The following is a 22,124-nucleotide window of genomic DNA, read 5'->3' on the forward strand; positions in this document are numbered from 1 at the left end:
AGCCTCGACAAGGATCCCAGCATGGCCATGTCGAACGGCTGATTGCCGTTAGCCTGGAAAAACCGGCAGACAAGAAAGAGGCGGGGTGATGCCCCGCCTTTTCCAATCTTGGATAACCCGACTAGTGGCTGTCCTTGCCAACCGCGTTTCCGCGACATCCCTTGAGGAAGTCGAGGTCGGCGCCGGTATCGGCCCCCTCGACATGCTGCTGATGCAGGAAGGCATAGCCGGATGTCGGCAGATCATGGTTCGGCTGCCACTCGGCGAGCCGCCGCGCCAGTTCCTCCTCGGAAATGTCGAGATGCAGACGACGGTTCGGCACATCAAGCTCGATCATGTCGCCGTTTTTCACAACCGCGAGCGGCCCTCCAACCGCCGCTTCCGGGGAGGTGTGCAGCACGACGGTACCGTAGGCCGTTCCGGACATGCGGGCGTCGGAAATGCGCACCATGTCGAGGATGCCCTTCTTGAGCACCTTCGGCGGCAGCCCCATATTGCCGACCTCGGCCATCCCGGGATAGCCTTTCGGCCCACAGTTCTTCATGACCATGATGCAGGTTTCGTCGATGTCGAGGTTATCGTCGTTGATCTTGGCCTTGTAGTCGTCGATGTCCTCGAAGACAACAGCCCTGCCCCGATGCACCAGCAGATGCGGCGAAGCCGCTGAAGGCTTCAACACCGCGCCCTTCGGCGCGAGGTTGCCGCGCAGCACGACGATGCCGCCCGAAGCTGTCAGCGCCTTTTCGGCCGGCAGGATAACGTCTTCGTTCCAGTTGACGACGTCCTTGACCTCGTCCCAGACGGTCTCGCCGGATACCGTCAGCGCATCCTTGTGCAGGAGACCCGCCTCGCCGAGGCGCTTCAGTACCACCGGCAGGCCGCCGGCATAGAAGAACTCCTCCATCAGGTACTTGCCTGACGGCATCAGGTTGACGATGGTCGGGACGTCACGGCCACAGCGGTCCCAGTCGTCAAGCGAAAGATCGATGCCGACACGGCCGGCGATCGCGAGCAGGTGGATGACGGCATTGGTCGATCCGCCGATGGCCGCGTTGGTGCGGATGGCATTCTCGAAGGCCTGCTTCGTCATGATCTCGGAGGGCTTCAAGTCGTCCTTGACCATCTGCACGATACGCCGGCCGGTAAGCTGCGCCATGACCTTGCGGCGGGAATCGACGCCCGGGATCGCGGCGTTGCCGGAGAGAGCCATGCCGAGCGCCTCGGCCATGGAAGCCATGGTGGAGGCCGTGCCCATGGTGTTGCAGGTGCCCGACGAACGGCTCATCGAGGCTTCCGCCTCGAGGAATTCCGCCTGCGTCATCTCGCCGGCCTTCACCATTTCGGAAAACTTCCACAGATGCGTGCCCGAGCCGACCCGTTCGCCGCGGAAATAGCCGTTCAGCATCGGCCCGCCGGTGACGACGATCGAAGGCAGGTCGCAGGAAGCCGCCCCCATGATAAGCGACGGCGTGGTCTTGTCGCAGCCGACCAACAATACGCAGCCATCCATCGGCTGGCCGCGGATCGCCTCTTCCACCGCGAGCGCGGCAAGATTGCGGTACATCATCGCCGTCGGGCGGAAGGTGTTTTCGGATGCCGAGAACACCGGCACCTCAAGCGGGAAGCCGCCGGCCTCCCATACGCCCGCCTTCACCTTTTCGGCGAGCTCCCTGAGATGACCGTTGCACGGGGTCATATCCGACCAGGTGTTGAGGATGCCGATCACCGGCCGGCCGTCGAACAGGTCGTGCGGATAACCCTGGTTCTTAAGCCAACCGCGGTGATAGATCACGTCGCGGCTCGTACCGCCGTACCATTCCTGCGACCTCAGCTTGCGCGGCCATTCCGCTTTCTTTTTCATCGTCTCTATCCTTCGGGATATCGCCGGACCGCCTCGTACGGCCCGGTTCATCGCATTTGTCTCAAGCCAGCGTGTAGGCGGTCTTGACGGTTGTGTAGAATTCGGCGGCGTACTTGCCCTGCTCGCGCGGGCCGTAGGACGAGCCCTTGCGGCCGCCGAAGGGAACGTGGAAATCGACGCCGGCGGTCGGCAGGTTGACCATCACCATGCCGGCCTCGGAATTGCGCTTGAAATGCGTCGCATGTTTCAGGCTCGTCGTCGCGATGCCGGCAGAGAGCCCGAACGGCGTGTCGTTGGCCGTCGCCAGCGCCTCGTCGTAATCCTTGACCCGGATCACCGACACAACAGGCCCGAAAATCTCCTCGCGCGAGATCCGCATCTGGTTGGTCGCTTCGGTGAACAGCGTCGGCTGCAGATAGAAGCCGGGCGTTTCGCGGGAGATCACTTCGCCGCCGAAGGCGAGTTTCGCGCCTTCTTTTCTGCCGATCTCGATATAGTCGGTATCGGTCTTCAGCTGCCGCTCATCGACGACGGGGCCGATATGGGTGCCGGCCTTCAAGGCGTTGTCGACGACGAGCGTCTTCAGCTTGTCGGTCAGCGCCGCCACGAACTTGTCGTGGATGCCCTCGGTGACGATGAGGCGCGACGACGCGGTGCAGCGCTGGCCAGTGGAGAAGAAGCCGGAATTGGCGGCTGCCTCGACGGCGACGTTGATATCGGCATCGTCGAGCACGACCATCGGGTTCTTGCCGCCCATTTCCAGCTGGAACTTGCGGTTATGCTCGATCGAGGCAGCGGCGACGCGCCTGCCGGTGCCGGTGGAACCGGTGAAGGTGATACCGTGAACGTCGGGGCTTTCGAGCATGGCCTGGCCGACGACCGAGCCCTTGCCCATGATGAGGTTCAGCACGCCCTTCGGCAGGCCGGCGCGATGCAGGATATCGACGATCGCCCACGAACAGGCGGGCACCAGTTCGGCCGGCTTGAAGACGATGGTGTTGCCGTAGCAGAGCGCCGGCGCGATCTTCCAGGCGGGAATGGCGATAGGAAAATTCCACGGCGTGATGATGCCGATGACGCCGAGAGCCTCGCGGGTGATCTCGATGCCGATATTCGGACGAACCGACGGCAGGACCTCGCCGGCCAGCCTCAGCGCCTCGCCGGCGAAGAATTCGAAAATCTGCGAAGCGCGGATAACCTCACCGGTGGCTTCCGGCAGGGTCTTGCCTTCTTCGCGGGCAAGCAACGCCCCGAGCTCGTCCTTGCGCGCCATGATCTCGTCGCCGGCCTTCTTCAGGATGACGTGGCGCTCCCAGATGCCCGAGCGCGACCAGGCCGGGAAAGCGGCCTTGGCAGCGGCGATGGCGTTTCTCGTGTCATCGGCGCTGCCATCGGCATAGAGGCCGACGACCTCATTCGTATCCGACGGGTTGATGTTCTTCGTCGCGTTCGAGCCGACCCATTCGCCGGCGATCAGATTTTGATAAATGGTCATGGGCTTAACAAGCCTCCTTTACCGTTTACGAGCAAAGATCCGGCCGCCAATGCGGCCAGGCCTTGAATTCAAAGCTGCCTGACGGCGATCTCTTCCTCGGCGGCAACCTTGAGCGGATTACGGAGCGAAAGGCCGAATTCGGCGACTTCGATCTCGAAGACATCGCCCTCTTCCGTCTTGACGCCATCGGCAAAGGAAAGGGTCGCCGTGCCGAACATATGGACGTGAACATCGCCCGGAACACGGAAGAGGCCATATTTGAAGTGGTGATATTCCAGATTGGCGAAGGTGTGCGACATGTTCGCCTCGCCGGACAGGAACGGCTTTTCGAAAATCACCTTGTCGCCGCGCTTGATGCGCGAGGTGCCGCGAATATCGTCCGGGGGCGCGCCGACGCGGATTTCCGGACCATAGGCGGCCGGTCGCAGTTTCGAGTGGGCCAGAAAGAGATAGTTGATCCGCTCGGTGACGTGGTCCGAAAATTCGTTCGACAGTGCAAAGCCGATGCGGAACGGCGTGCCGTCCTTGGCGATCACGTAAATGCCAGCCATTTCAGGCTCTTCGCCGCCGTCGAGCGCGAAAGAGGGCGAGATGAGCGGCGCGCCGGGGGCTGCGGCGCCATAGCCGTTGCCCTTGTAGAACCATTCGGGCTGGACGCCCTTTTCGCCGGCCTTCGGCTTGCCGTTCTCAAGGCCCATCTTGAACATCTTCATCGAGTCCGTGAGGGTTTCCTCGGCGGCTTCGGTGGTCTTCTTGTGCATCGAATCGCGCGTTGCCGCCGATCCCAAATGCGTCAGGCCGGTGCCGGTCAGATGCAAGTGGGCGGCATCGGGATGGGTGATCGGCGGCAGGAAGCGGCCGTCCGCATAGGCCTTCTCAAGATCGACGCCATCGCCGTAGCCATGCGCTTCGATGACGGCGGCAAGCGACTTGCCGCCGTCTGCGGCCTCCATTGCCAGCGCATAGACGCTGACGGCATTCTTGATCGACCTGGCAGCGCCGCCCGCCTCGCGCACGGCGACGATGATCTCTCCGTTTGCACCCTTGATCTGTGAAATAAGCACGTTACTCATCCTTTTCCTTTGGCGATGGCACAGCTACGCCTCTCCGGCTCCATGCGGAGCCGGAATTCAGGTTTCTTATGACTGCGATGCGGGTGCCGAGCTAAGCTCAGCCCTTGTTCTTATTGTAAACGTCGAAGAACACGGCAGCGAGAAGCACCGCACCCTTGACCATCTGCTGCGAGTCGGTGCCGAGACCGTGGATCGACATGCCGTTGTTCATGATGCCCATGATCAGAGCGCCGATAACAGCGCCGGTCACCTTGCCGACGCCGCCCTGGGCGGATGCGCCGCCGATGAAGCAGGCCGCGATCACGTCGAGTTCAAGACCGAAGCCGCCCTTGGCCGTCGCCGAGTTGAGACGCAGGGCAACGATCAGTCCGGCCAGTCCGGCAAGCAGGCCCATGTTTGCGAACGTCAGGAAGGTCAGCCGCTCGGTGTTGATACCGGAAAGCTTCGTCGCCTTCTCATTGCCGCCCATGGCGTAGATGCGGCGGCCAATCGTCGTGCGGCGAGTAATGAAGGCATATGCAGCAACCAGAACGAGCATGACCATCAGCACATTCGGGAAGCCGCGATAGATCGACAGCTGGTAGCCGAGCGCCAGAATGGCGAGGGTGACGAGGGCGTTCTGGATGAGGAAAAAGCCCAGCGGCTCGACGTCATTGCCATGCTTTTCATTCGACAGGCGCTTGCGCCATGCCAGATAGAACAGGGTTACGGCGCCGACGACGGTGAGAATGATCGAGGTCGAGTTGATGCCGCCCATATCGAAAGCGTTCGGCAGAAAGCCGATGCTGATCAGCTGGAAAGCCGGCGGGAAAGGACCGATGCTGGTGCCGGTCCCCGATGCCGTCATCACGAACAGCGTCAGGCCGCGGAAGACCAGCATGCCGGCCAGCGTGACGATGAAGGACGGGATCTTGTGATAAGCGACGAAATAGCCCTGGATGCCGCCGACAAGCGCACCCATGGCGAGACATACGATACCCGCTAGGACATAATTGGTGTGCCATTGCACCGTCATGACGCCGGCGATGGCGCCGATAAAGCCGACGACGGAACCAACCGAAAGGTCGATATGGCCGGCAACGATCACCAGCAGCATGCCGAGCGCCATGATGACGATGAACGAGTTCTGCAGAATGATGTTGGTCAGGTTGAGCGGCCTGAAGAGAACGCCACCGGTCGAGAACTGGAAGAACACCATAATCGCGATGAGCGCGATAAACATGCCGTATTCGCGGATGTTGCCGCGAACGTAGTCTCCGACGGAGACGACACGCCCCTGCTCAGCGATGGGTTGATTGATCGGCGTCATTGTTTCTTCTCCCCTGAGCGCATGATAGCGCGCATGATGGTTTCCTGGCTTGCTTCTCCCTTCGGCAGTTCCGCGACGATGCGTCCTTCGTTCATCACGTAGATGCGGTCACACGTACCGAGCAGTTCGGGCATTTCCGACGAGATCATCAGAACGCCCTTTCCATCGGCGGCAAGCTGGTTGATGATAGTATAGATTTCGTATTTTGCGCCAACATCGATGCCGCGCGTCGGCTCGTCGAGGATCAAAATATCGGGGTCCGAGAACAGCCACTTCGACAGCACCACCTTCTGCTGGTTGCCGCCGGAAAGATTGACCGCCTCCTGGAAGATGCTGGAGGAGCGGATGCGCAGCTTCGACCGATAGTCGGTCGCAACCCTCGATTCCTTGACGCTGTCGATAACGGACGCATTCGACACCGCCTTCAAATTGACGAGCGTCGTGTTGTGCAGGATCGTATCGTTGAGCACGAGGCCGAGCTGCTTGCGGTCTTCGGTAACGTAGGCGAGACCTGCATCGATCGCCTTGCGCACGGTGCTGACGTCGACCGGCTTGCCGTGCATCAGCGCCTCGCCCGAAACCTTGTGGCCATAGGCCTTGCCGAAGAGGCTCATGGCGAATTCGGTGCGCCCTGCCCCCATCAGGCCAGCGATACCGACGACTTCGCCCTTGCGGACGGTGACGTTGATATTGTGCAGGACCTGACGGTCGCGGTGCTGCTGGTGATAGGCGTTCCAGTTCTTCACTTCGAGAATGGTTTCGCCGATCGGCACCGAACGCGGCGGGTAGCGGTCCTCGAGATCGCGACCGACCATGTTGCGGATGATGATGTCTTCGCTGATCTCGTCCGCATGACAGTCGAGCGTCTTGACGGTCATCCCGTCGCGCAGGACCGTGATCTGGTCGGCGACCTTGCGGATCTCGTTCAGCTTATGGGAAATGATGATCGAAGTGATGCCCTGCTTGCGGAACTCGATCAGCAGGTTGAGGAGAGCATCGGAATCGCGTTCATTGAGCGAGGCTGTGGGCTCGTCGAGGATCAGCAGCTTGACGCTCTTCGACAGCGCCTTGGCGATCTCGACGAGCTGCTGCTTGCCGACGCCGATATCGGTGACCAGCGTGTTCGGRGATTCAGACAGGCCTACTTTCTTCAGCAGCTGCTTGGTGCGGTTGAATGTCTCGTCCCAGCTGATGACGCCGCTCTTGGCGTTCTCGTTGCCAAGGAAAATGTTTTCGCCGATCGACAGCAACGGCACGAGCGCCAGTTCCTGGTGAATGATGACGATGCCGATTTCTTCGGAGTCCTTCAGGACCTTGAAGTTGCGCGTCTCGCCTTCATAGACGATGTCGCCTTCATAGCTTCCAGTGGGATAGACGCCTGATAGCACCTTCATCAGGGTCGATTTGCCGGCCCCGTTTTCGCCCACCAATGCGTGGATCTCACCCTGGCGAACCTTGAGGTTCACATTCTCCAGCGCCTTGACGCCCGGGAACGTCTTGGTGATGCTCCGCATTTCGAGGATTGTATTGTCCATAGTCAAAGTTCCAGCGCCTGCAGCCGTCAACCAGCCGGGCGATCATAAAATCGAAGACCGGAACCCGCAAGCGCGGGCTCCGGTCCTTCTCATTACTTCAGCTTGTCTTCAGAGTAGTAACCGCTGTCGACGAGGATCTGCTTGTAGTTGGTCTTGTCGACGGCAACCGGCTTCAGCAGATAGGACGGGACGACCTTGACGCCGTTGTCGTAGGTCTTCGTGTCGTTGACCTCAGGCTCCTTGCCCGACATCACGGCATCGACCATGGCAACGGTGACCTTGGCGAGTTCGCGGGTGTCCTTGAAGATCGTCGAGTGCTGTTCGCCAGCGATGATCGACTTGACCGACGGGATTTCAGCGTCCTGACCGGTGACGATCGGCAGCGGCTGAGCCGCAGTACCGTAACCAACGCCCTTCAGCGAGGAGATGATACCGATGGACAGACCGTCGTAAGGCGACAGAACGGCATCGACCTTGGCGTCGGTGTAGTTGGCCGAGAGCAGGTTGTCCATGCGGGCCTGGGCCGTTGCCGGATCCCAACGCAGCGTGCCGACCTTGTCCATGCCGGTCTGGCCGGACTTCACGACGAGCTTGCCGCTGTCGATGTAGGGCTGCAGAACGGACATTGCGCCATCGTAGAAGAAGAAGGCGTTGTTGTCGTCAGGCGAGCCGCCGAACAGTTCGATGTTGAACGGGCCCTTGCCATCCTTGAGGCCGAGGCCGTCAACGATGGAGCCAGCCTGCAGAACGCCGACCTGGAAGTTGTCGAACGTCGCGTAGTAGTCGACGTTGCCCGAATCGCGGATCAGACGGTCATAAGCAATGACCTTGATGCCGGCGTCGTGTGCCTTCTGGAGAACGTCAGAAAGCGTCGTGCCGTCGATCGAAGCGATGACGAGAACCTTGGCACCCTTGGTGACCATGTTTTCGATCTGCGAAAGCTGGTTCGGAATGTCGTCGTCGCCATACTGCAGGTCAGTGCCGTAACCGGCAGCCTGGAGCTGCTTGACGATGTTGTTGCCGTCGTCGATCCAGCGGGCAGAAGCCTTGGTCGGCATCGCAATACCGACAGTGCCCTTATCCGCGGCCAGAGCCGGTGCAACGAACGAAGCGACGCCGAAGGCAGCCGCGGCCATCAATGAGATAATGGATTTCATTTCTCTCTCCCTTGTTAATAAGCAGCGGACGAAAAATCGCCCGCCCCGAAACTGTGGCAGGTTCCGTATTGGATAGTTACTTCAGATGGTGAGAAACGAAGTAGGTCTCCTCCACGATCTCACACGTGTTGAGTGCCAACCAGCACACGGCGGCAAACTGGTATGGATTCCTATAACTGTCAAATAGAATAAGTGCTAACGTGCATAACAATTTTGGTATATCGTTAAAAAGTATTACTTTTGATGGAGCGCAGCGAGGAGGCTGCAACCATGACGGTTATTTCTGAGTCATTTTCGATGGATCACGTCGATATCCACAGCGATAATTTCGGCGATGACAGCCTTTTGCGTGCAGGACTTAAGTTGAATCACCTGCGGATGATCGTCGCAATCGAAGATAGCGGACAGATTTCCGCAGCTGCGGAGGTTCTGAACATTTCGCAGCCCGCCGCATCGCGGATGTTGTCCGAAATGGAATCAATCACCAAGACATCGCTCTATGAGCGCGTGGCCCGCGGCGTGGTGCTGACGACCTTCGGCGCAGCCCTTGCCCGGAGAGCCCGGAAGATCCTTTTGGAACTGCGCGAGGCGAGCCGCGAGATCGGCGAACTGAAAAGCGGCAAGGGCGGCTCGGTCTTCATCGGCTCGGTGACGGCGCCGGCCATGAGCCTCGTCGTGCCGGCGATCAACAAGGTGCGCAAGGCCTATCCCGGCATCGAGATCAACATCCAGGTGGAGACGAGCAACGTGCTTGCCCGCGAGCTGCTCGCCGCCCGCCATGACTTCATCATCGGCCGCATTCCCGATGATCTCAACCCGCGCCTGTTCGAGGTGACGGAGATCGGCATCGAGCGGGCTTGCCTGATCGTGCGCAGCTGCCATCCGCTCATGAAGCAAAAGACCAGCAGCCTTTCCGACGTGAGGGATTATGACTGGGTGTTCCAGCCGCCGGGCACGCTGCTGCGCCGCACGATCGAGGACGTTTTCCTGTCGCAGGGTGTGGCGCTGCCGGAAAATATCGTCAACACCTCCTCGCTGCTTCTGACCTGCGCCATCATCTGCGAATCCGACGCGATCGCTCCGGTCGCCGTCGACGTCGCCCAGTTCCTTGCCAGCCAAGGCTCGAATGCCTCGGACGTATGCATGCTGCCGATCGATTTCGACATCAACGTCAAGCCCTACAGCATGATCACGGCGAGGGAGCGGGCGCTGCCGCCGAGCGCAAGGCTGCTCTACGACATCATCCTCGAGGAGAGCCGCAAGCAGGCCGGCTGACGACACCCGCAAGCCCTGCGCCATCTTGCTCTCTTCTAATGCGCCTGGAGCAAAAAAAGTGTGCAGCGGTTTTGCGTCCGCAATTGCGTGAACAAGGAGATAGAGCATTTCCGTGGTTCGAAGAAAAACGGAAATGCTCTCAAGGAAGGCGGATGCTGTTCGGGCAGTCGGTATTTCAATCAGTCCTCGAGCGGCTGAAGGCGGAGGACGAGACGGCCGAAGACGCCGAAGCGCCTGCCGCCCATCGCGTGTCCGGCCTCGGCACCGGGCTTGCCTTCGATGTCATGGAGGGGGTCTCAGTCGCGTCGCAGCGCGTCGGCCAGGCTTATTTCGACAATCTGGATCTCGATACTGCCGCTGGGGTCGTGGAGAAACCGGCGTCTGCGCCTCCACCCGAGCCCGTCATGCCGGATCATCTCACCCGCACGGCACCGCAGGAGGTTGCCGCCGAACTGGCGATCTCCGCCGCCGATACGCCACTGACGCTCCGCGAGAAGCGCCGCGCCTTCGCCCGCGCCAATCATCCCGATGGCGTAGAATTGCCCTTCCGTGACAATGCGACGAAGCGCATGATGCTGGCCAATCTGCTGATCGACGAAGCGCTGCGGCGATTGAGCCGCTGACTATTCCGCCTGCCCGTCCTTCGAAGGTTTTTCATCGGTCGCAGCGGGTTCGTCCTCGTCCTCGGCGTCAGGCTGCACGGGCGGCTCGATGGCCGGAGGCTGCGGATTGAAGGTCCAGAACAGCATATAGAAGGAATAGGCGCCTGCCCCGCCGGCCAGCACCGCCCAGAACGGATCGCCGGTGACAAGTTCGACCACGGCCCAGCCGAAGCAAACGGCAACGATGGCAATCCGCACCCAGAGGCGCCGATATGCCGGATGATTCGGATCGATGAGTTTCATTCCTGCCCCGCGGTCGCATGTGTCGCACTGCCTTCGGCCCGTGCCGCGATTGTCTCTAGAGACTTTCCCGGCCAGATTAAAGCATTCTCTTGGCTGAAAGGCCGGGCACTTTCCGCCGGGATCACAGGCGATCGGCTCTGCCCTGACCAAAATCTGCTCCGGCAGAATACGTCAATCCGACCATCAAAGGCTCTGGCCGACCATGAAAGGCTCTGGTTCGAATCTTGCAAATGTGAAAGATCCGCGGGCTTGACGCGGTCCACAGAAGATGGAATGAAAATTCCAGAATATTGGCAATTCGGTTTATTTGTTCCGAATTCAAGGGAGGTTAGAATGACAGTGAGATTTGGTCTTCTCGGCGCCGGCCGCATCGGCAAGGTCCATGCAAAGGCCGTCAGCGGCGACGCCAATGCGACGCTCGTCGCGGTCGCCGACGCCTTTCCGCAGGCCGCCGAAGCGATCGCCTCCGCCTATGGCTGCGAAGTCCGCACCATCGAGGCGATCGAGGCAGCCAAGGATATCGACGCCGTCGTCATCTGCACGCCGACGGATACCCATGCCGATCTGATCGAGCGCTTCGCCCGCGCCGGCAAGGCGATCTTCTGCGAAAAGCCGATCGATCTCGACGTCGCCCGCGTCAAGGCCTGCATCAAGGTGGTGGAAGAGACCGGCGCCAAGCTGATGGTCGGCTTCAACCGCCGCTTCGACCCGCATTTCATGGCGGTGCGCAAGGTCATCGACGAAGGCAAGATCGGCGATGTCGAGATGGTGACGATCACCTCGCGTGACCCCGGCGCCCCACCGGTCGATTACATCAAGCGTTCCGGCGGCATCTTCCGCGACATGACGATCCATGACTTCGACATGGCCCGCTTCCTGCTCGGCGAAGAACCGGTATCGGTTTTCGCGACCGCCGCCGTGCTCGTCGACAAGGCGATCGGCGAAGCTGGTGACTATGACAGCGTTTCGGTGATCCTGCAGACGAAATCCGGCAAGCAGGCCATCATCTCCAACTCCCGCCGCGCCACCTATGGCTACGACCAGCGCATCGAAGCACACGGCTCCAAGGGCCTCGTCTCGGCCGAAAACCAGCGCCCGGTCTCCATCGAAGTCGCAAACGGCGAAGGCTACACCCGCCCGCCGCTGCATGATTTCTTCATGACCCGTTATACCGAAGCTTATGCCAACGAGATCGCAGCCTTCATCGCCGCGATCGAGAAGGGCTCCAAGATCTCTCCATCAGGCGCCGATGGTCTCGCAGCGCTCGCGCTCGCCGATGCCGCGGTCCAGTCCGTTAGGGAAGGCAAGCTTATCAAGATCGGCTGACGGCCCTCTCCCGACCGGAAGCCATGCATGAGATGGCCGGGCACCCGCCCGGCCATTTCGCGTTTGGGGGCAAAGCCCCGAAGCCCGCCCCTCATCCGGCTGCCGCCACCTTCTCCCCGCAGGCGGGGAGAAGGGACAAGCAGCAATCTCTCCGTCCCCACACACCTCTCGCGGGGCACGTCCCCTCTCCCCGTCTTTACGGGGAGAGGGCTAGGGTGAGGGGCAGTCGGCCGCGCGAACCGGACAGCAGTAGCTCCCTCAATCCGCGCTCTGCACGCCAGAGAGAACGATATCCTCGTCGATCACCGACAGCGCCCGGTTCAGATGTCCTTCGAAGACGAGGATCTGCTCGTCGGCCACCACCCTGATCTCGGGCATGCCTTCCATGCGCACGATATGCGACTGCCCCAGACCCTCTTCGATCCCTTGCCGAAGAAGGTCGTAATAGCGCGTGCCCGGCCCGGTGATGGCGATCGGCATGCGCTCCGTCAGGCTCAGCATGCGCGACAGCCCGTTGCCGAGCGCCAGCCCTGCCTGGCGAAAGGCGAAGGCGGGGACGCGGTGCCCCTGGCGCGCCTTGGCGGCGATCTTGTCCAGTTCCGCCACCGGCACGAACTTTGCCGGAATCGTATCGAGCGGCACCTCGAAGGCGCTGCGCAGGATCGCGTAGAAACCGGCATAGGCCTCGATGCAACCGCGGGTGCCGCAGCGGCAGAGCCCACCATTGGCCATGTGCAGCATGTGCCCGAAATTCGGCGCCGATATCTCCTGGCCCGTCTGGTTTCCGCGCCTGACGATGCCGAGCCCGACGCTATGGCCGAGCGAAAGGGCGGCGAGCGAACGGAAATCGGCGCCTTTCACCATCTCTTCACGCGCGCCGAGCGCTGCCGCGACCAGTAGCGTCTCGTTGTCGAGTATCACCTTGGCCTGCCATTCCGGCCGCAGTGCCGATTCGAAATCGATCTGGTCACTGCCGAAAATCGGCGACCAGACGAGAACCGGCTCGGTGGAATTGACCAGCCCCTTGCTGCTGATCGAGATCAGCAGCACCTTTTCTTGGCTGATCTTCGAGCGATCGAGAATGCGCAAAAGCCCGGCCCGCACTGCCGCGACGAAGCGGCCAGCACCCGCAGGATCATGCGAACGTTCCTCGCTGAAGCGGTCGATCAGCTTGCCGGCATAATCGACCAGCGAATATTGCACCGCATCCGAGGAGATGATGACGACGATGAGATAGCCGCAATCGCGTCGCTGCCGCAGCAGCACGCGCGGCCGGCCGCGGCCGCTTGCCGGCTGATGTTCAGATTTTTCGATGATCTGGGCTTTTTCCAGCTCAGTGGTGATGGCCGAGATGGTGGCCGACGACAGCCCGGTGAAATCGGATATTTCGGTATGCGCGAGCGCACCGTGGCGACGCAGCACGGACAGCACGAGCACGCTGTTTCTCTGCCGGACCAGCTCCGTGCTCGACTTGGTCAGCATGAACGCCGCCCTCTCTCCCTGCTTGCTCCACCCTTGGTTTCCACTGCATCTCCAGCCGATGTTTCGCAAGGAAATTAAGCCGGCAGTGCAGTGTTGACAGTTGAAAAAATCTCTGACACTAAATTTCTCGACTGTCGAGAAAAAAATCCGAACCTTTCTCGACAGCTTTTCGCGGTGGCCGGAGGAAGCATGGGCTGGGCCGGTCGCAATCCACTCGGGAGGACATTATGAAGTCGATTTTGAAATTGATGGCCGGTGCGGCCATCCTCGTTTCCGTGCATACCGCTGCCATGGCTGCCGATCTCGTCGTCGGTGTTTCCTGGTCGAATTTCCAGGAAGAACGCTGGAAGACGGACGAAGCCGCCATCAAGAAGGCTCTCGAAGCCAAGGGCGCCAAGTATATTTCCGCGGACGCGCAGTCTTCTGCCGCAAAGCAGCTCACCGACGTCGAATCGCTGATCTCTCAGGGCGCCAACGCGCTGATCATCCTCGCCCAGGACTCCGACGCAATCGGCCCGGCGATCGAAAAGGCCGCCGCTGAAGGCATCCCGGTCGTCGGCTATGACCGCCTGATCGAAAACCCGGCTGCCTTCTACATCACCTTCGACAACAAGGAAGTCGGCCGCCTGCAGGCTGAGGGCGTTTTCAAGGCCAAGCCGGAAGGCAATTACGTCTTCATCAAGGGCTCGTCTTCCGATCCGAATGCTGACTTCCTGTTCTCGGGTCAGCAGGAAGTGCTGAAGGCCGCCATCGACGCCGGCAAGATCAAGAATGTCGGCGAGGCCTATACGGACGGCTGGCTGCCGGAGAACGCTCAGCGCAACATGGAGCAGTTCCTGACCGCCAACAACAACAAGGTTGACGCCGTCGTCGCATCGAATGACGGCACCGCCGGCGGCGCGATCGCTGCTCTCGACGCACAGGGCCTCGCCGGCTCCGTTCCGGTTTCCGGCCAGGACGGCGACAAGGCAGCACTCAACCGCATCGCTCTCGGCACGCAGACGGTTTCCGTCTGGAAAGACAGCCGCGAACTCGGCAAGCGCGCCGCTGAAATCGCTCTCGACCTCGCCGGCGGCAAGGACATGAGCAAGATCGACGGCGCCCAGGCTTTCAAGGGCGGCCCCAAGGGCGTCGAAATGCAGTCGGTCTTCCTGAAGCCGCTTGCGATCACCAAGGAAAACCTGAACGTCGTCATCGACGCCGGCTGGATCTCCAAGGCTGAAGCGTGCCAGGGCGTCAAGGCAGACAGCGTCGCTGCCTGCAAGTAAGCCAAGGGCTGTAAACTGAAATTGCCGGCGCCGCAGCGGAACACCGTTGCGGCGCCGGATGCGGATGAGAATTCCAACGACGAAGTTTTCTCCGCCTCGCCGCACCATCGCGGGTTTTCATTCCCTGCCGGAACGGTGTCGCGACGCCACGCGACCGGTTTCCGGAAGCATCGCGGTGGTGAGTTGAAGAACAGACGCATGACGCTGATGGCAGCCTCTAGCACGCCGGCGCGTCCGTCCAAACAAAGTGGGGGAACGGCAAACCCATGGCCGAAATGGTAAAATCCACAACATCAAGCGGACCGCGAGCGGCGGAAGCCAGTCCGGTGACCCGCTTCTTCCGCGCCACCGAGATCGACACACGTCTGCTCGGCATGATCGGCGCGCTGATCATCATCTGGATCGGTTTCCACATCATCACCGGCGGTCTCTTTCTGACCCCGCGCAATCTCTGGAACCTCTCGGTTCAGACGACCGACATCGCCGTCATGACGACGGGCATGGTGCTGATTATCGTCACCCGCAACATCGACCTGTCGGTCGGTTCCGTGCTCGGCCTCTGCGGCATGATCATGGGCGTGACGCAGGCCAAGATCCTGCCGGAATATATCGGCTTCGACAGCCCCTTCACCTGGGCGATCACGCTGCTGGTCGGATTGGCGGCAGGTTGCCTGATCGGCGCCTTCCAGGGCATTATCATCGCCTTCCTCAACGTTCCCTCCTTCATCGTCACGCTCGGCGGCCTGCTCGTCTGGCGCGGTGCCACCTGGCTCGTCACCAGCGGCCAGACGGTTGCCCCGATGGACCAGACCTTCCGCATCATGGGCGGCGGCGCCGAGGGCTCGATCGGCGCCACCTGGAGCTGGATCGTCGGCATCGGCGCCTGCCTCTTCGTGATCGCCAGCATCGTCGGCTCACGCCGGCAGCGCCGGCGCTTCGGTTTCCCGCGCCGACCGATGTGGGCTGAATATTTCCTCGCCATCCTGAGCTGCGTGCTCATCCTCGGCGCGGTCTGGATTGCCAACAGCTATTACTGGCCGATCAACATCGCCAAGAAATATGCCGAGACCAACAATATTCCCTGGCCCGAAACCGGCCTGGACATTCCCTACGGCATCGCCGTGCCGGTGTTGATCGCGATCGTCGTCGGCATCATCATGACCTTCATCGCGACAAGGCTGCGCTTCGGCCGCTATGTCTTCGCAATTGGCGGCAATCCCGAAGCGGCCGAGCTCGCCGGCATCAAGACCCGCTGGGTCACCGTGCGCATCTTCGCGCTGATGGGCATTTTGGCCGCTATCGCGGCCGCGATTTCCACCGCCCGCCTCAATGCCGCAACGAACTCGCAGGGTACGCTCGACGAGCTCTACACCATCGCCGCCGCCGTCATCGGCGGAACGTCGCTGGCAGGCGGCACCGGCACCATCGCCGGCGCCATGCTCGGCGCGCTCGTCATGCAGTCGCTGCAATCGGGCATGGTGCTCGCGCATGTCGATACGCCGTTGCAGAGCGTTGTCGTCGGCACCGTCCTTGTCGTGGCGGTCTGGCTCGACACCGTCTACCGCGCCCGTGCCAAGTGAGAGGAGCCCTAGACATGGCTGATCAACGCACTCCCCTCGTGGAACTGAAAAACATCTCGATCTCCTTCGGCGGCATTCACGCCGTCGACAATGCCTCGGTCGATCTCTACCCCGGCGAAGTGGTCGCCCTGCTCGGCCACAACGGCGCCGGCAAGTCGACGCTCATCAAGATCCTCTCCGGCGCCTACAAGCGCGATGGCGGCGAGATCCTGATCAATGGCGAGCCTGCTGACATCCGCAATCCGCGCGATGCCAAGAAATACGGCATCGAGACGATCTACCAGACGCTCGCCGTCGCCGATAATGTCGACGCCGCCGCCAACCTCTATCTCGGCCGCGAGCTGAAGACCCGCTGGGGCACGCTCGACGACGTGGCGATGGAGGCCTCGGCCCGCGAGGTGATGGGGCGCCTCAACCCCAACTTCAAGCGCTTCAAGGAGCCGGTGAAGGCGCTCTCGGGCGGCCAGCGGCAATCTGTGGCGATCGCGCGTGCGATCCTCTTCAACGCCCGTATCCTGATCATGGACGAGCCGACGGCAGCACTCGGCCCCCAGGAGACGGCGCAGGTCGGCGAGCTGATCAAGCAACTGAAGAAGGAAGGCATCGGCATCTTCCTCATCAGCCACGACATCCATGACGTCTTCGATCTGGCCGACCGCGTCTCGGTGATGAAGAACGGCCAGGTCGTCGGCCACGCCCGCACCGAGGACGTGACCAAGGACGAAGTGCTGGGGATGATCATCCTCGGCAAGGTGCCGCCAAAGGCAATCCCCGGCCCCGGCGCCATGCAGATCTGACCGCCGCCAGGCGACAGTCGACAACAATCACGCTCCGCCGCCCGCAAGGCCGGCGGAGTTTTCATATGCATTCACCGGACTGACGGATAAAAACGTCCGCCAAATCGCAAGCATCGGTATTTCCGAGAATTTCGCGATTGAAGCCAGCCGCAAGCTAGGCTAAGAACCACCCATCGGACAGGCGATTCAAACCGCCTTCGGCATGCACCCGTAGCTCAGCTGGATAGAGTGTTGGATTCCGATTCCAAAGGTCACAGGTTCGAATCCTGTCGGGTGCGCCAGTCTTTTCAAATCTGCATCGCCACATAAGCGTGGACTGAACACCGCTAAGCGTGGATTTTGAACGCATAAGCGCGGACTGGGGAAAGCAGCCTGGAAACGCCGAAAGGCGTTTTGTGTGGACCTTTGACAGTATACGCCCCTCACCAGAAGTGAAATCAGGCTTTACTTCCCAAGACTGACACGCGCGCCTGCGAGGTGGCTTCCTCCACCGAGGACGCCACGCCACCTCTGAGCGAGCGCGATCAACTGCCGCAATCACGATGGCGCATGTGGAAACGATTGGCTAACCATCCGGCTCGGAATCAGGGCGTTCCGGCAGGGGATTTCTGTCTTCTCTCGCTACTCGCCTTACGTGCAGAAGCAGACACGAGCCGCCAAGGGGTTAAAGCTGATACTTCAAGAAAATTCACGGATGGAAGTCGAACCGATGGCCTCGGTGGCGCCGTCTGTCCTCCTGATGTATCCAATTCGAATCCGCCAAGGTAAAGAGACACTCGACTTGCCAAAGGCACTCTTTACTTAAGAATTAATTGTTAACGGCGCTTCCGGCAAGGACTCCCGTGCTGTCAACAATTATGGAAAGCAAGGACTGGCATTGTGAATAACATGCAGCTTCCGTCTCGCGTTGCTCATAGCGGCAACGTTCGAAGACGTGGGATTCAAGTGATCCCACGCAGCCGAAGAGTAGGCGAGCACTTGGCATGTAAATATCGAGAAACAAGGCGATTTCTGCCCATCTCGCCGTCCCGAAAGCAGTTCCCTCCCATAAAAGATCGCAGTATGCGTCGAATCTTGTGGAGTATTGTTGAAAGCAAGCACTCACTTCGCTGCGAAAGGGCAAGAACCGGATACGTTGGTTGCAGTGATTCGCCTCAATTAATCTAGCGAGAATTGCATGGCCAAGGGCACGACAGCAAAGACCGGGGGAACCTCCAAGATCCGTTTCATCATGGTCGAGGCGGAGATTGCCGATGGCGACATCGGGCAGATCACCCAGGCGATCCAGAACGCCCTGAAAACGTCGTCTCCGGTGACGACCCAGCGCATTGCCGGCCCCAGCGTCAAGGCCGTCGCTCGCGAGGCCGAGATCGACGCAGACGACGAAGTGGAAGAAGCGGAGGTCGTTGAGATCGAGACCCCTGTGCGGGCACCGAGGCCGAAGGTGCAGCGCGCCGCCAAGCCTGCTCCCGAGGTCCTCGAGCTTGATATGACTTCCGGCACGTCGCTCGCAAGCTACGTCCACGGGGCGAATCCCAAGAGCAACAACAAGCGCTTCCTGCTGATTGCGGCCTGGTTCAAGGAGCACCGGGAGACACCGGCCGTGACGGCCGCCCATATCTACACCGGGTTTCGAACCCTGAAATGGCCTGTAAACATCCCGGACTTCGCGCAGCCCCTTCGCGATCTGAAGTTCGCGAAATACATGACCGCACCCGAGAAAGGCCACTACGCCATCAACCACCTCGGCATCGCCGAGGTCGAGGCGATGCTCTCAGGCGGCGATTGATGCTCCTCGCCGATTTCGTGCAGCAGGTCGATGGATTCGACGCGCTCTCGCCGAAGGAAAAGATCAAGGTCTTCGGCTGGTATCTTCACTTCCACAAGGGACTGGCCTCGTTCGACAATGAGGCCATTAGGACGTGCTTCAAGCAGCTTCATCTGACGCCGCCCGACGTATCGGTCTACTTGCCGCGAATGGCCTCCGCAAAGCCGCCAGAGCTTCTGAAGGAGCGGAGCAGATATCGTCTGGCACGCAGCGTGCGTTCGGAACTCGACAAGAAGTATGGCGTGCACCAGAGCGTGGTCCAGGTCAGCAAGCTTCTGTCCGATCTCCCGGACCGCGTGCCGGACATTGCCGAACGCGCCTTTCTGCGCGAAGCGCTGGCATGCTATCGGGCGGAGGCCTTCCGCGCCTGTATCGTCATGTCCTGGAACCTCGCCTTCGATCATCTCCTACGATGGATTCTTGCCGACACCACTCGCCTTGCGGACTTCAACGCGGCGATCCCGCGGCGTTTCCCAAAGAAGGTCGGCATCTCGGTATCGTCCATCGACCATTTCGAAGAGCTGAAGGAAGCGGAGGTCGTCGACGTCTGCCAGAATGCGTCGCTGTTCTCGAAGAACACCACCGAAATTCTTCGGGAGAAGCTCAAGAAGAGGAACATGGCGGCTCACCCTTCGCAGGTGGCTATCCAACAGTCTCAGGCTGACGACGTCATCACCGATCTGGTCAACAACGTCGTTCTTACCTTGGTGTGACGCTGAGCGATGAAGCTGCGCTCGGCGGGCCTTGAAGAATGCCATCGGGATTGAACAGCAGATATGTCGGCCGGCGCAAAAGTAGGACAGCATAACCTCTGAGGTGGTGCGGAGGTGAAAGATCACGTCTTGATCTTCAACTCCTGGTAACCCACAAATCATAAGTTGCTGATGCAACGCAGGGGGGAATCGGTTGCGTCTATCAGAGTTTTCAGATGGAAGGCTTCGGGAGGAGTTCGAGCGCGGACGGGGAAGCCTTTCCACGCTTGAAGCTATCAACCTCGAACTGAAGGGGCGCGACTCGGACGAAGCGTTTGACCTTCAGCTCGAAGTCGTAAGCGTTCTGGCAGTTCTTAGGAAAGCCTCCACGGGCACATCAGGTCCGGCCGACGCCCTCGCACGCTGGACTTCGTCTTATCTGTTCCGACGGAGCCTACAATCACCTGACGGGCGAGCTCTGCACCGATACCGAATGAGCGATGGCGAATACGACGAAGTTCGCGACCTTCTACGCAATTCCACCAATCGACTTCTACAGGAAGACGGGGTCGCTGCGAGCGTGTTCGTCGTGTTCTGCGCCGAGTGGTTTCGGCGGGAAGCAACATCGCTATTCCTGCGATGGGACCAATTGAATTCCGAGGCGCTCGACGCGATTCCGCACGGCACGCGCCGCCGTCTTGCGGCAATCGGGTTGAAGTTTTGGCGACGTGAACTCCTACGGTCCGAAGGCGCACGCGAGTTCCTGCTGACCCTTGCGCTCGAAGGAGGGATCTCGGCACACGTCATCGCGCAGGGCGGATCATCGTGGCTGTCGGACTATCTTCGGACTGTCATGCGTTTTGCACTTTCCGACGCCGCAGCCGAACACGTCAGAGGATATGCTCACGACATGTCCTGGATGGTGCGCGCGTCGTTCCGACAGGAAGGATTCATTGATCTCTGCTGCGAGCTGATCATGAAGCTCGTTGAATGGCGCCGGGCAGCGGATGCTGCGCCCATAGGCATCGATCCGGTATCGTATCTCGATGCGCAGAACCCGGATTGGCGGAACTCTCTTCCCATCCACGTTCCACCTGACAACGAGAAGATCGCCCGCCGCCTATTGGGAGGACTACTTTCAGAGAAGGCGGGGTCTGTCGTGGCCTCCGGCATCACCGTCGAGCGATATCTGTCCTATGACGGGGAGCGCTGGCTACCAGCGGCCCTGCTGAATGCAGAGGGCGAGATACCCGCCGCGAAGCTCCCCGGTCTTTCGACGTTCGGCAGATGGAAGGCCAGCCCTTCTGGCGACCTCGCAAACTTTCTACCAAGCCAGATTGCACTCTTCGAACCTCCGACTGACGACGATCCGACATGGCGTGTCCGGCCAGTGACGCCACTTGGCAAGCTCCTGGTGGGTCTCGATTTTGATCGAAACATCTCGGTCAATCTCACTTGCGGATCGGAGGCAGTCCCGTTCGCATGGCCGGGTGGCTCAGGTTCCAGGTCTCCGATCATGTCTTTCCTGCCCGAGAACGCCTCTGAGGATGGTGAGCCGAAAAAGCTGCGTCTCGTGAAAACTGGGTCAGCGAGCTTACCGGCATCGAAGGTTTATGTGCTTGCCCCCGCCGGATGGATAGCTGTGCCTGGCGAGGGGTCTCCCACCGGACGGCAGTGGCCGGCAACCGGAAGGCGCATTGTCCACGAGGTGATGGGAACGACGTACTTCATGAAGCCCGGTGCAGGTTCGGACGAACGGTACCGGGTCGAAGCTGGCAAGGACGAGCGTCAAGAAAGCCTCGAAATCTCCGGTTCCGGCTCCTCGACCATAGAGACGACCGGCGACCTGGAAATCATGGTCAGTCCGGTGAGCTTCGGAATCCATGGCATCGGAAGCCTTCGGCAGACGCGAGCCGGAGAACTCCGCGTCCGTAAGACAGGTGAGAATTGGCGCGAGCTGACCGACAGAAGGATCTCGACGCCGGGAGTTTGCGAGATATCTTGGCGCGACCCGGTCGCCGATATCCAGCTCGAAAGGCGAAAGATTGCCATCGTTCCAGCAGGCGCTCGAATCCTTGGGGAAATGCGGAGTTCGACACTCGGCGCTATTGTGCTGGATCGCCTTCCCGGATGGGACATCGACGTCACCGAGGCTGGCGTCGAAACCCAACGGCAACCCGATGAATTGCATTTCACCTTCAATGGCCGTCCTCGCTTCCGGATTTCGGCCTCGCTGCGGTCGCCGGGGGGAAGACCTTTCGATGTCCTCATACAACTGAAGGCGCGGCAGGCTTCTATTGTGTTGAGCGACGGGTCGGTTGTTGCTCCCGGCCAGGAGATTGACATAACCGCGCTCCGCGGCGCGGTCGCGGCATCGCCGCACGCGACGGCATTGACGCTCTCCACGCGCAATGCGCGATCAAGCTCTTTGCAGTTCAGGTTCTCGGGAGAGTTTCCGCTCGCGGCGCTCAAACCTGTCGTCGAAGAGTTGATGGCCCCCATGGCCGACCAAGACGCCATGCTCGAGCTGGAGTTCATAGG

General features: G+C 60.6%; 17 protein-coding genes and 1 tRNA gene. 10 read left to right on the plus strand and 8 right to left on the minus strand.

Going from position 1 to position 22,124, the window contains the following annotated elements:
* Positions 1-121 precede the first annotated feature (121 nt).
* The 6 genes from araD to chvE all read right to left on the minus strand — a co-directional run bounded on the left by araD (position 122) and on the right by chvE (position 8,430).
* Entirely contained in the window at positions 122-1,861 is a 1,740-nt protein-coding gene (gene araD / locus AC1D1Z_RS06620) for an L-arabinonate dehydratase (protein WP_018243169.1), read from the minus strand.
* Between the two features lie 61 nt (positions 1,862-1,922).
* On the minus strand, positions 1,923-3,356 hold the full coding sequence (locus AC1D1Z_RS06625; RefSeq protein ID WP_130759629.1) for an aldehyde dehydrogenase family protein: 1,434 nt from the start codon (positions 3,354-3,356) through the stop codon (positions 1,923-1,925).
* Positions 3,357-3,424: 68 nt separating this feature from the next.
* Complete coding sequence (gene araD1 / locus AC1D1Z_RS06630) at positions 3,425-4,420, minus strand: AraD1 family protein (protein ID WP_130759630.1); 996 nt, start codon at positions 4,418-4,420, stop codon at positions 3,425-3,427.
* A 106-nt stretch (positions 4,421-4,526) separates the two neighbouring features.
* Positions 4,527-5,738 carry a multiple monosaccharide ABC transporter permease gene (mmsB, locus tag AC1D1Z_RS06635; RefSeq protein WP_130759631.1) on the minus strand — a complete coding sequence of 404 codons (1,212 nt, stop codon included), beginning with the start codon at positions 5,736-5,738 and terminating at the stop codon, positions 4,527-4,529.
* Positions 5,735-7,273 (minus strand): multiple monosaccharide ABC transporter ATP-binding protein, encoded by a 1,539-nt coding sequence (mmsA, locus tag AC1D1Z_RS06640; RefSeq protein WP_018243173.1) that lies wholly within the window; start codon positions 7,271-7,273, stop codon positions 5,735-5,737. Before mmsA ends, mmsB begins: the two co-directional genes overlap by 4 nt.
* A gap of 92 nt (positions 7,274-7,365) precedes the next feature.
* Positions 7,366-8,430, minus strand: coding sequence for a multiple monosaccharide ABC transporter substrate-binding protein (gene chvE / locus AC1D1Z_RS06645; protein ID WP_003561803.1), 1,065 nt, complete (start codon positions 8,428-8,430; stop codon positions 7,366-7,368).
* Between the two features lie 270 nt (positions 8,431-8,700).
* On the opposite strand from chvE, the gene AC1D1Z_RS06650 reads away from it, so the two are divergent.
* Positions 8,701-9,705, plus strand: a complete 1,005-nt coding sequence (locus AC1D1Z_RS06650; RefSeq protein WP_130759632.1) for a LysR family transcriptional regulator — start codon at positions 8,701-8,703, stop codon at positions 9,703-9,705.
* A gap of 152 nt (positions 9,706-9,857) precedes the next feature.
* Entirely contained in the window at positions 9,858-10,328 is a 471-nt protein-coding gene (locus AC1D1Z_RS06655; RefSeq protein WP_130759633.1) for a hypothetical protein, read from the plus strand.
* Here AC1D1Z_RS06655 and AC1D1Z_RS06660 read toward each other — a convergent pair whose 3' ends face one another.
* Positions 10,329-10,610 carry a hypothetical protein gene (locus tag AC1D1Z_RS06660; protein ID WP_018446782.1) on the minus strand — a complete coding sequence of 94 codons (282 nt, stop codon included), beginning with the start codon at positions 10,608-10,610 and terminating at the stop codon, positions 10,329-10,331.
* Between the two features lie 333 nt (positions 10,611-10,943).
* Between AC1D1Z_RS06660 and iolG the strand changes: the two genes are divergently transcribed.
* Positions 10,944-11,936 (plus strand): inositol 2-dehydrogenase, encoded by a 993-nt coding sequence (gene iolG, locus AC1D1Z_RS06665; RefSeq protein WP_130759634.1) that lies wholly within the window; start codon positions 10,944-10,946, stop codon positions 11,934-11,936.
* A gap of 258 nt (positions 11,937-12,194) precedes the next feature.
* Here the strand turns inward: iolG and AC1D1Z_RS06670 are convergent, their stop codons facing one another.
* A complete protein-coding gene (locus tag AC1D1Z_RS06670; RefSeq protein ID WP_130759635.1) occupies positions 12,195-13,418 on the minus strand; it encodes an ROK family transcriptional regulator in 1,224 nt (407 codons plus the stop codon).
* A gap of 227 nt (positions 13,419-13,645) precedes the next feature.
* Between AC1D1Z_RS06670 and xylF the strand changes: the two genes are divergently transcribed.
* The 7 genes from xylF to AC1D1Z_RS06705 all read left to right on the plus strand — a co-directional run.
* Positions 13,646-14,686, plus strand: coding sequence for a D-xylose ABC transporter substrate-binding protein (gene xylF, locus AC1D1Z_RS06675; RefSeq protein WP_018073829.1), 1,041 nt, complete (start codon positions 13,646-13,648; stop codon positions 14,684-14,686).
* Between the two features lie 266 nt (positions 14,687-14,952).
* Complete coding sequence (locus AC1D1Z_RS06680; RefSeq protein WP_028733329.1) at positions 14,953-16,266, plus strand: sugar ABC transporter permease; 1,314 nt, start codon at positions 14,953-14,955, stop codon at positions 16,264-16,266.
* 14 nt (positions 16,267-16,280) lie between these two features.
* A complete protein-coding gene (locus AC1D1Z_RS06685) occupies positions 16,281-17,063 on the plus strand; it encodes an ATP-binding cassette domain-containing protein (RefSeq protein WP_003542059.1) in 783 nt (260 codons plus the stop codon).
* A gap of 204 nt (positions 17,064-17,267) precedes the next feature.
* Positions 17,268-17,344, plus strand: a tRNA-Arg gene (locus AC1D1Z_RS06690).
* 896 nt (positions 17,345-18,240) lie between these two features.
* Entirely contained in the window at positions 18,241-18,852 is a 612-nt protein-coding gene (locus AC1D1Z_RS06695; protein WP_130759636.1) for a hypothetical protein, read from the plus strand.
* Positions 18,852-19,604 (plus strand): hypothetical protein, encoded by a 753-nt coding sequence (locus AC1D1Z_RS06700; RefSeq protein ID WP_166465880.1) that lies wholly within the window; start codon positions 18,852-18,854, stop codon positions 19,602-19,604. The genes AC1D1Z_RS06695 and AC1D1Z_RS06700 overlap by 1 nt, the downstream gene beginning before the upstream one ends.
* A 193-nt stretch (positions 19,605-19,797) precedes the next feature.
* Positions 19,798-22,124, plus strand: a 2,327-nt coding sequence (locus AC1D1Z_RS06705; protein ID WP_477849910.1) for an STY4851/ECs_5259 family protein, incomplete at its 3' end; no start/stop codon positions are given.

The organism is Rhizobium sp. P1_E1 (assembly GCF_056406015.1).

Bases quoted from the DNA above. Each gene is read 5' to 3' on its own strand.
- araD (WP_018243169.1), bottom strand. From the start codon at position 1,861: ATGAAAAAGAAAGCGGAATGGCCGCGCAAGCTGAGGTCGCAGGAATGG.
- AC1D1Z_RS06625 (WP_130759629.1), bottom strand. From the start codon at position 3,356: ATGACCATTTATCAAAATCTGATCGCCGGCGAATGGGTCGGCTCGAAC.
- mmsB (WP_130759631.1), bottom strand. From the start codon at position 5,738: ATGACGCCGATCAATCAACCCATCGCTGAGCAGGGGCGTGTCGTCTCC.
- chvE (WP_003561803.1), bottom strand. From the start codon at position 8,430: ATGAAATCCATTATCTCATTGATGGCCGCGGCTGCCTTCGGCGTCGCT.
- AC1D1Z_RS06650 (WP_130759632.1), top strand. From the start codon at position 8,701: ATGACGGTTATTTCTGAGTCATTTTCGATGGATCACGTCGATATCCAC.
- AC1D1Z_RS06655 (WP_130759633.1), top strand. From the start codon at position 9,858: ATGCTGTTCGGGCAGTCGGTATTTCAATCAGTCCTCGAGCGGCTGAAG.
- AC1D1Z_RS06660 (WP_018446782.1), bottom strand. From the start codon at position 10,610: ATGAAACTCATCGATCCGAATCATCCGGCATATCGGCGCCTCTGGGTG.
- iolG (WP_130759634.1), top strand. From the start codon at position 10,944: ATGACAGTGAGATTTGGTCTTCTCGGCGCCGGCCGCATCGGCAAGGTC.
- AC1D1Z_RS06670 (WP_130759635.1), bottom strand. From the start codon at position 13,418: ATGCTGACCAAGTCGAGCACGGAGCTGGTCCGGCAGAGAAACAGCGTG.
- xylF (WP_018073829.1), top strand. From the start codon at position 13,646: ATGAAGTCGATTTTGAAATTGATGGCCGGTGCGGCCATCCTCGTTTCC.
- AC1D1Z_RS06680 (WP_028733329.1), top strand. From the start codon at position 14,953: ATGGCCGAAATGGTAAAATCCACAACATCAAGCGGACCGCGAGCGGCG.
- AC1D1Z_RS06685 (WP_003542059.1), top strand. From the start codon at position 16,281: ATGGCTGATCAACGCACTCCCCTCGTGGAACTGAAAAACATCTCGATC.
- AC1D1Z_RS06695 (WP_130759636.1), top strand. From the start codon at position 18,241: ATGGCCAAGGGCACGACAGCAAAGACCGGGGGAACCTCCAAGATCCGT.
- AC1D1Z_RS06700 (WP_166465880.1), top strand. From the start codon at position 18,852: ATGCTCCTCGCCGATTTCGTGCAGCAGGTCGATGGATTCGACGCGCTC.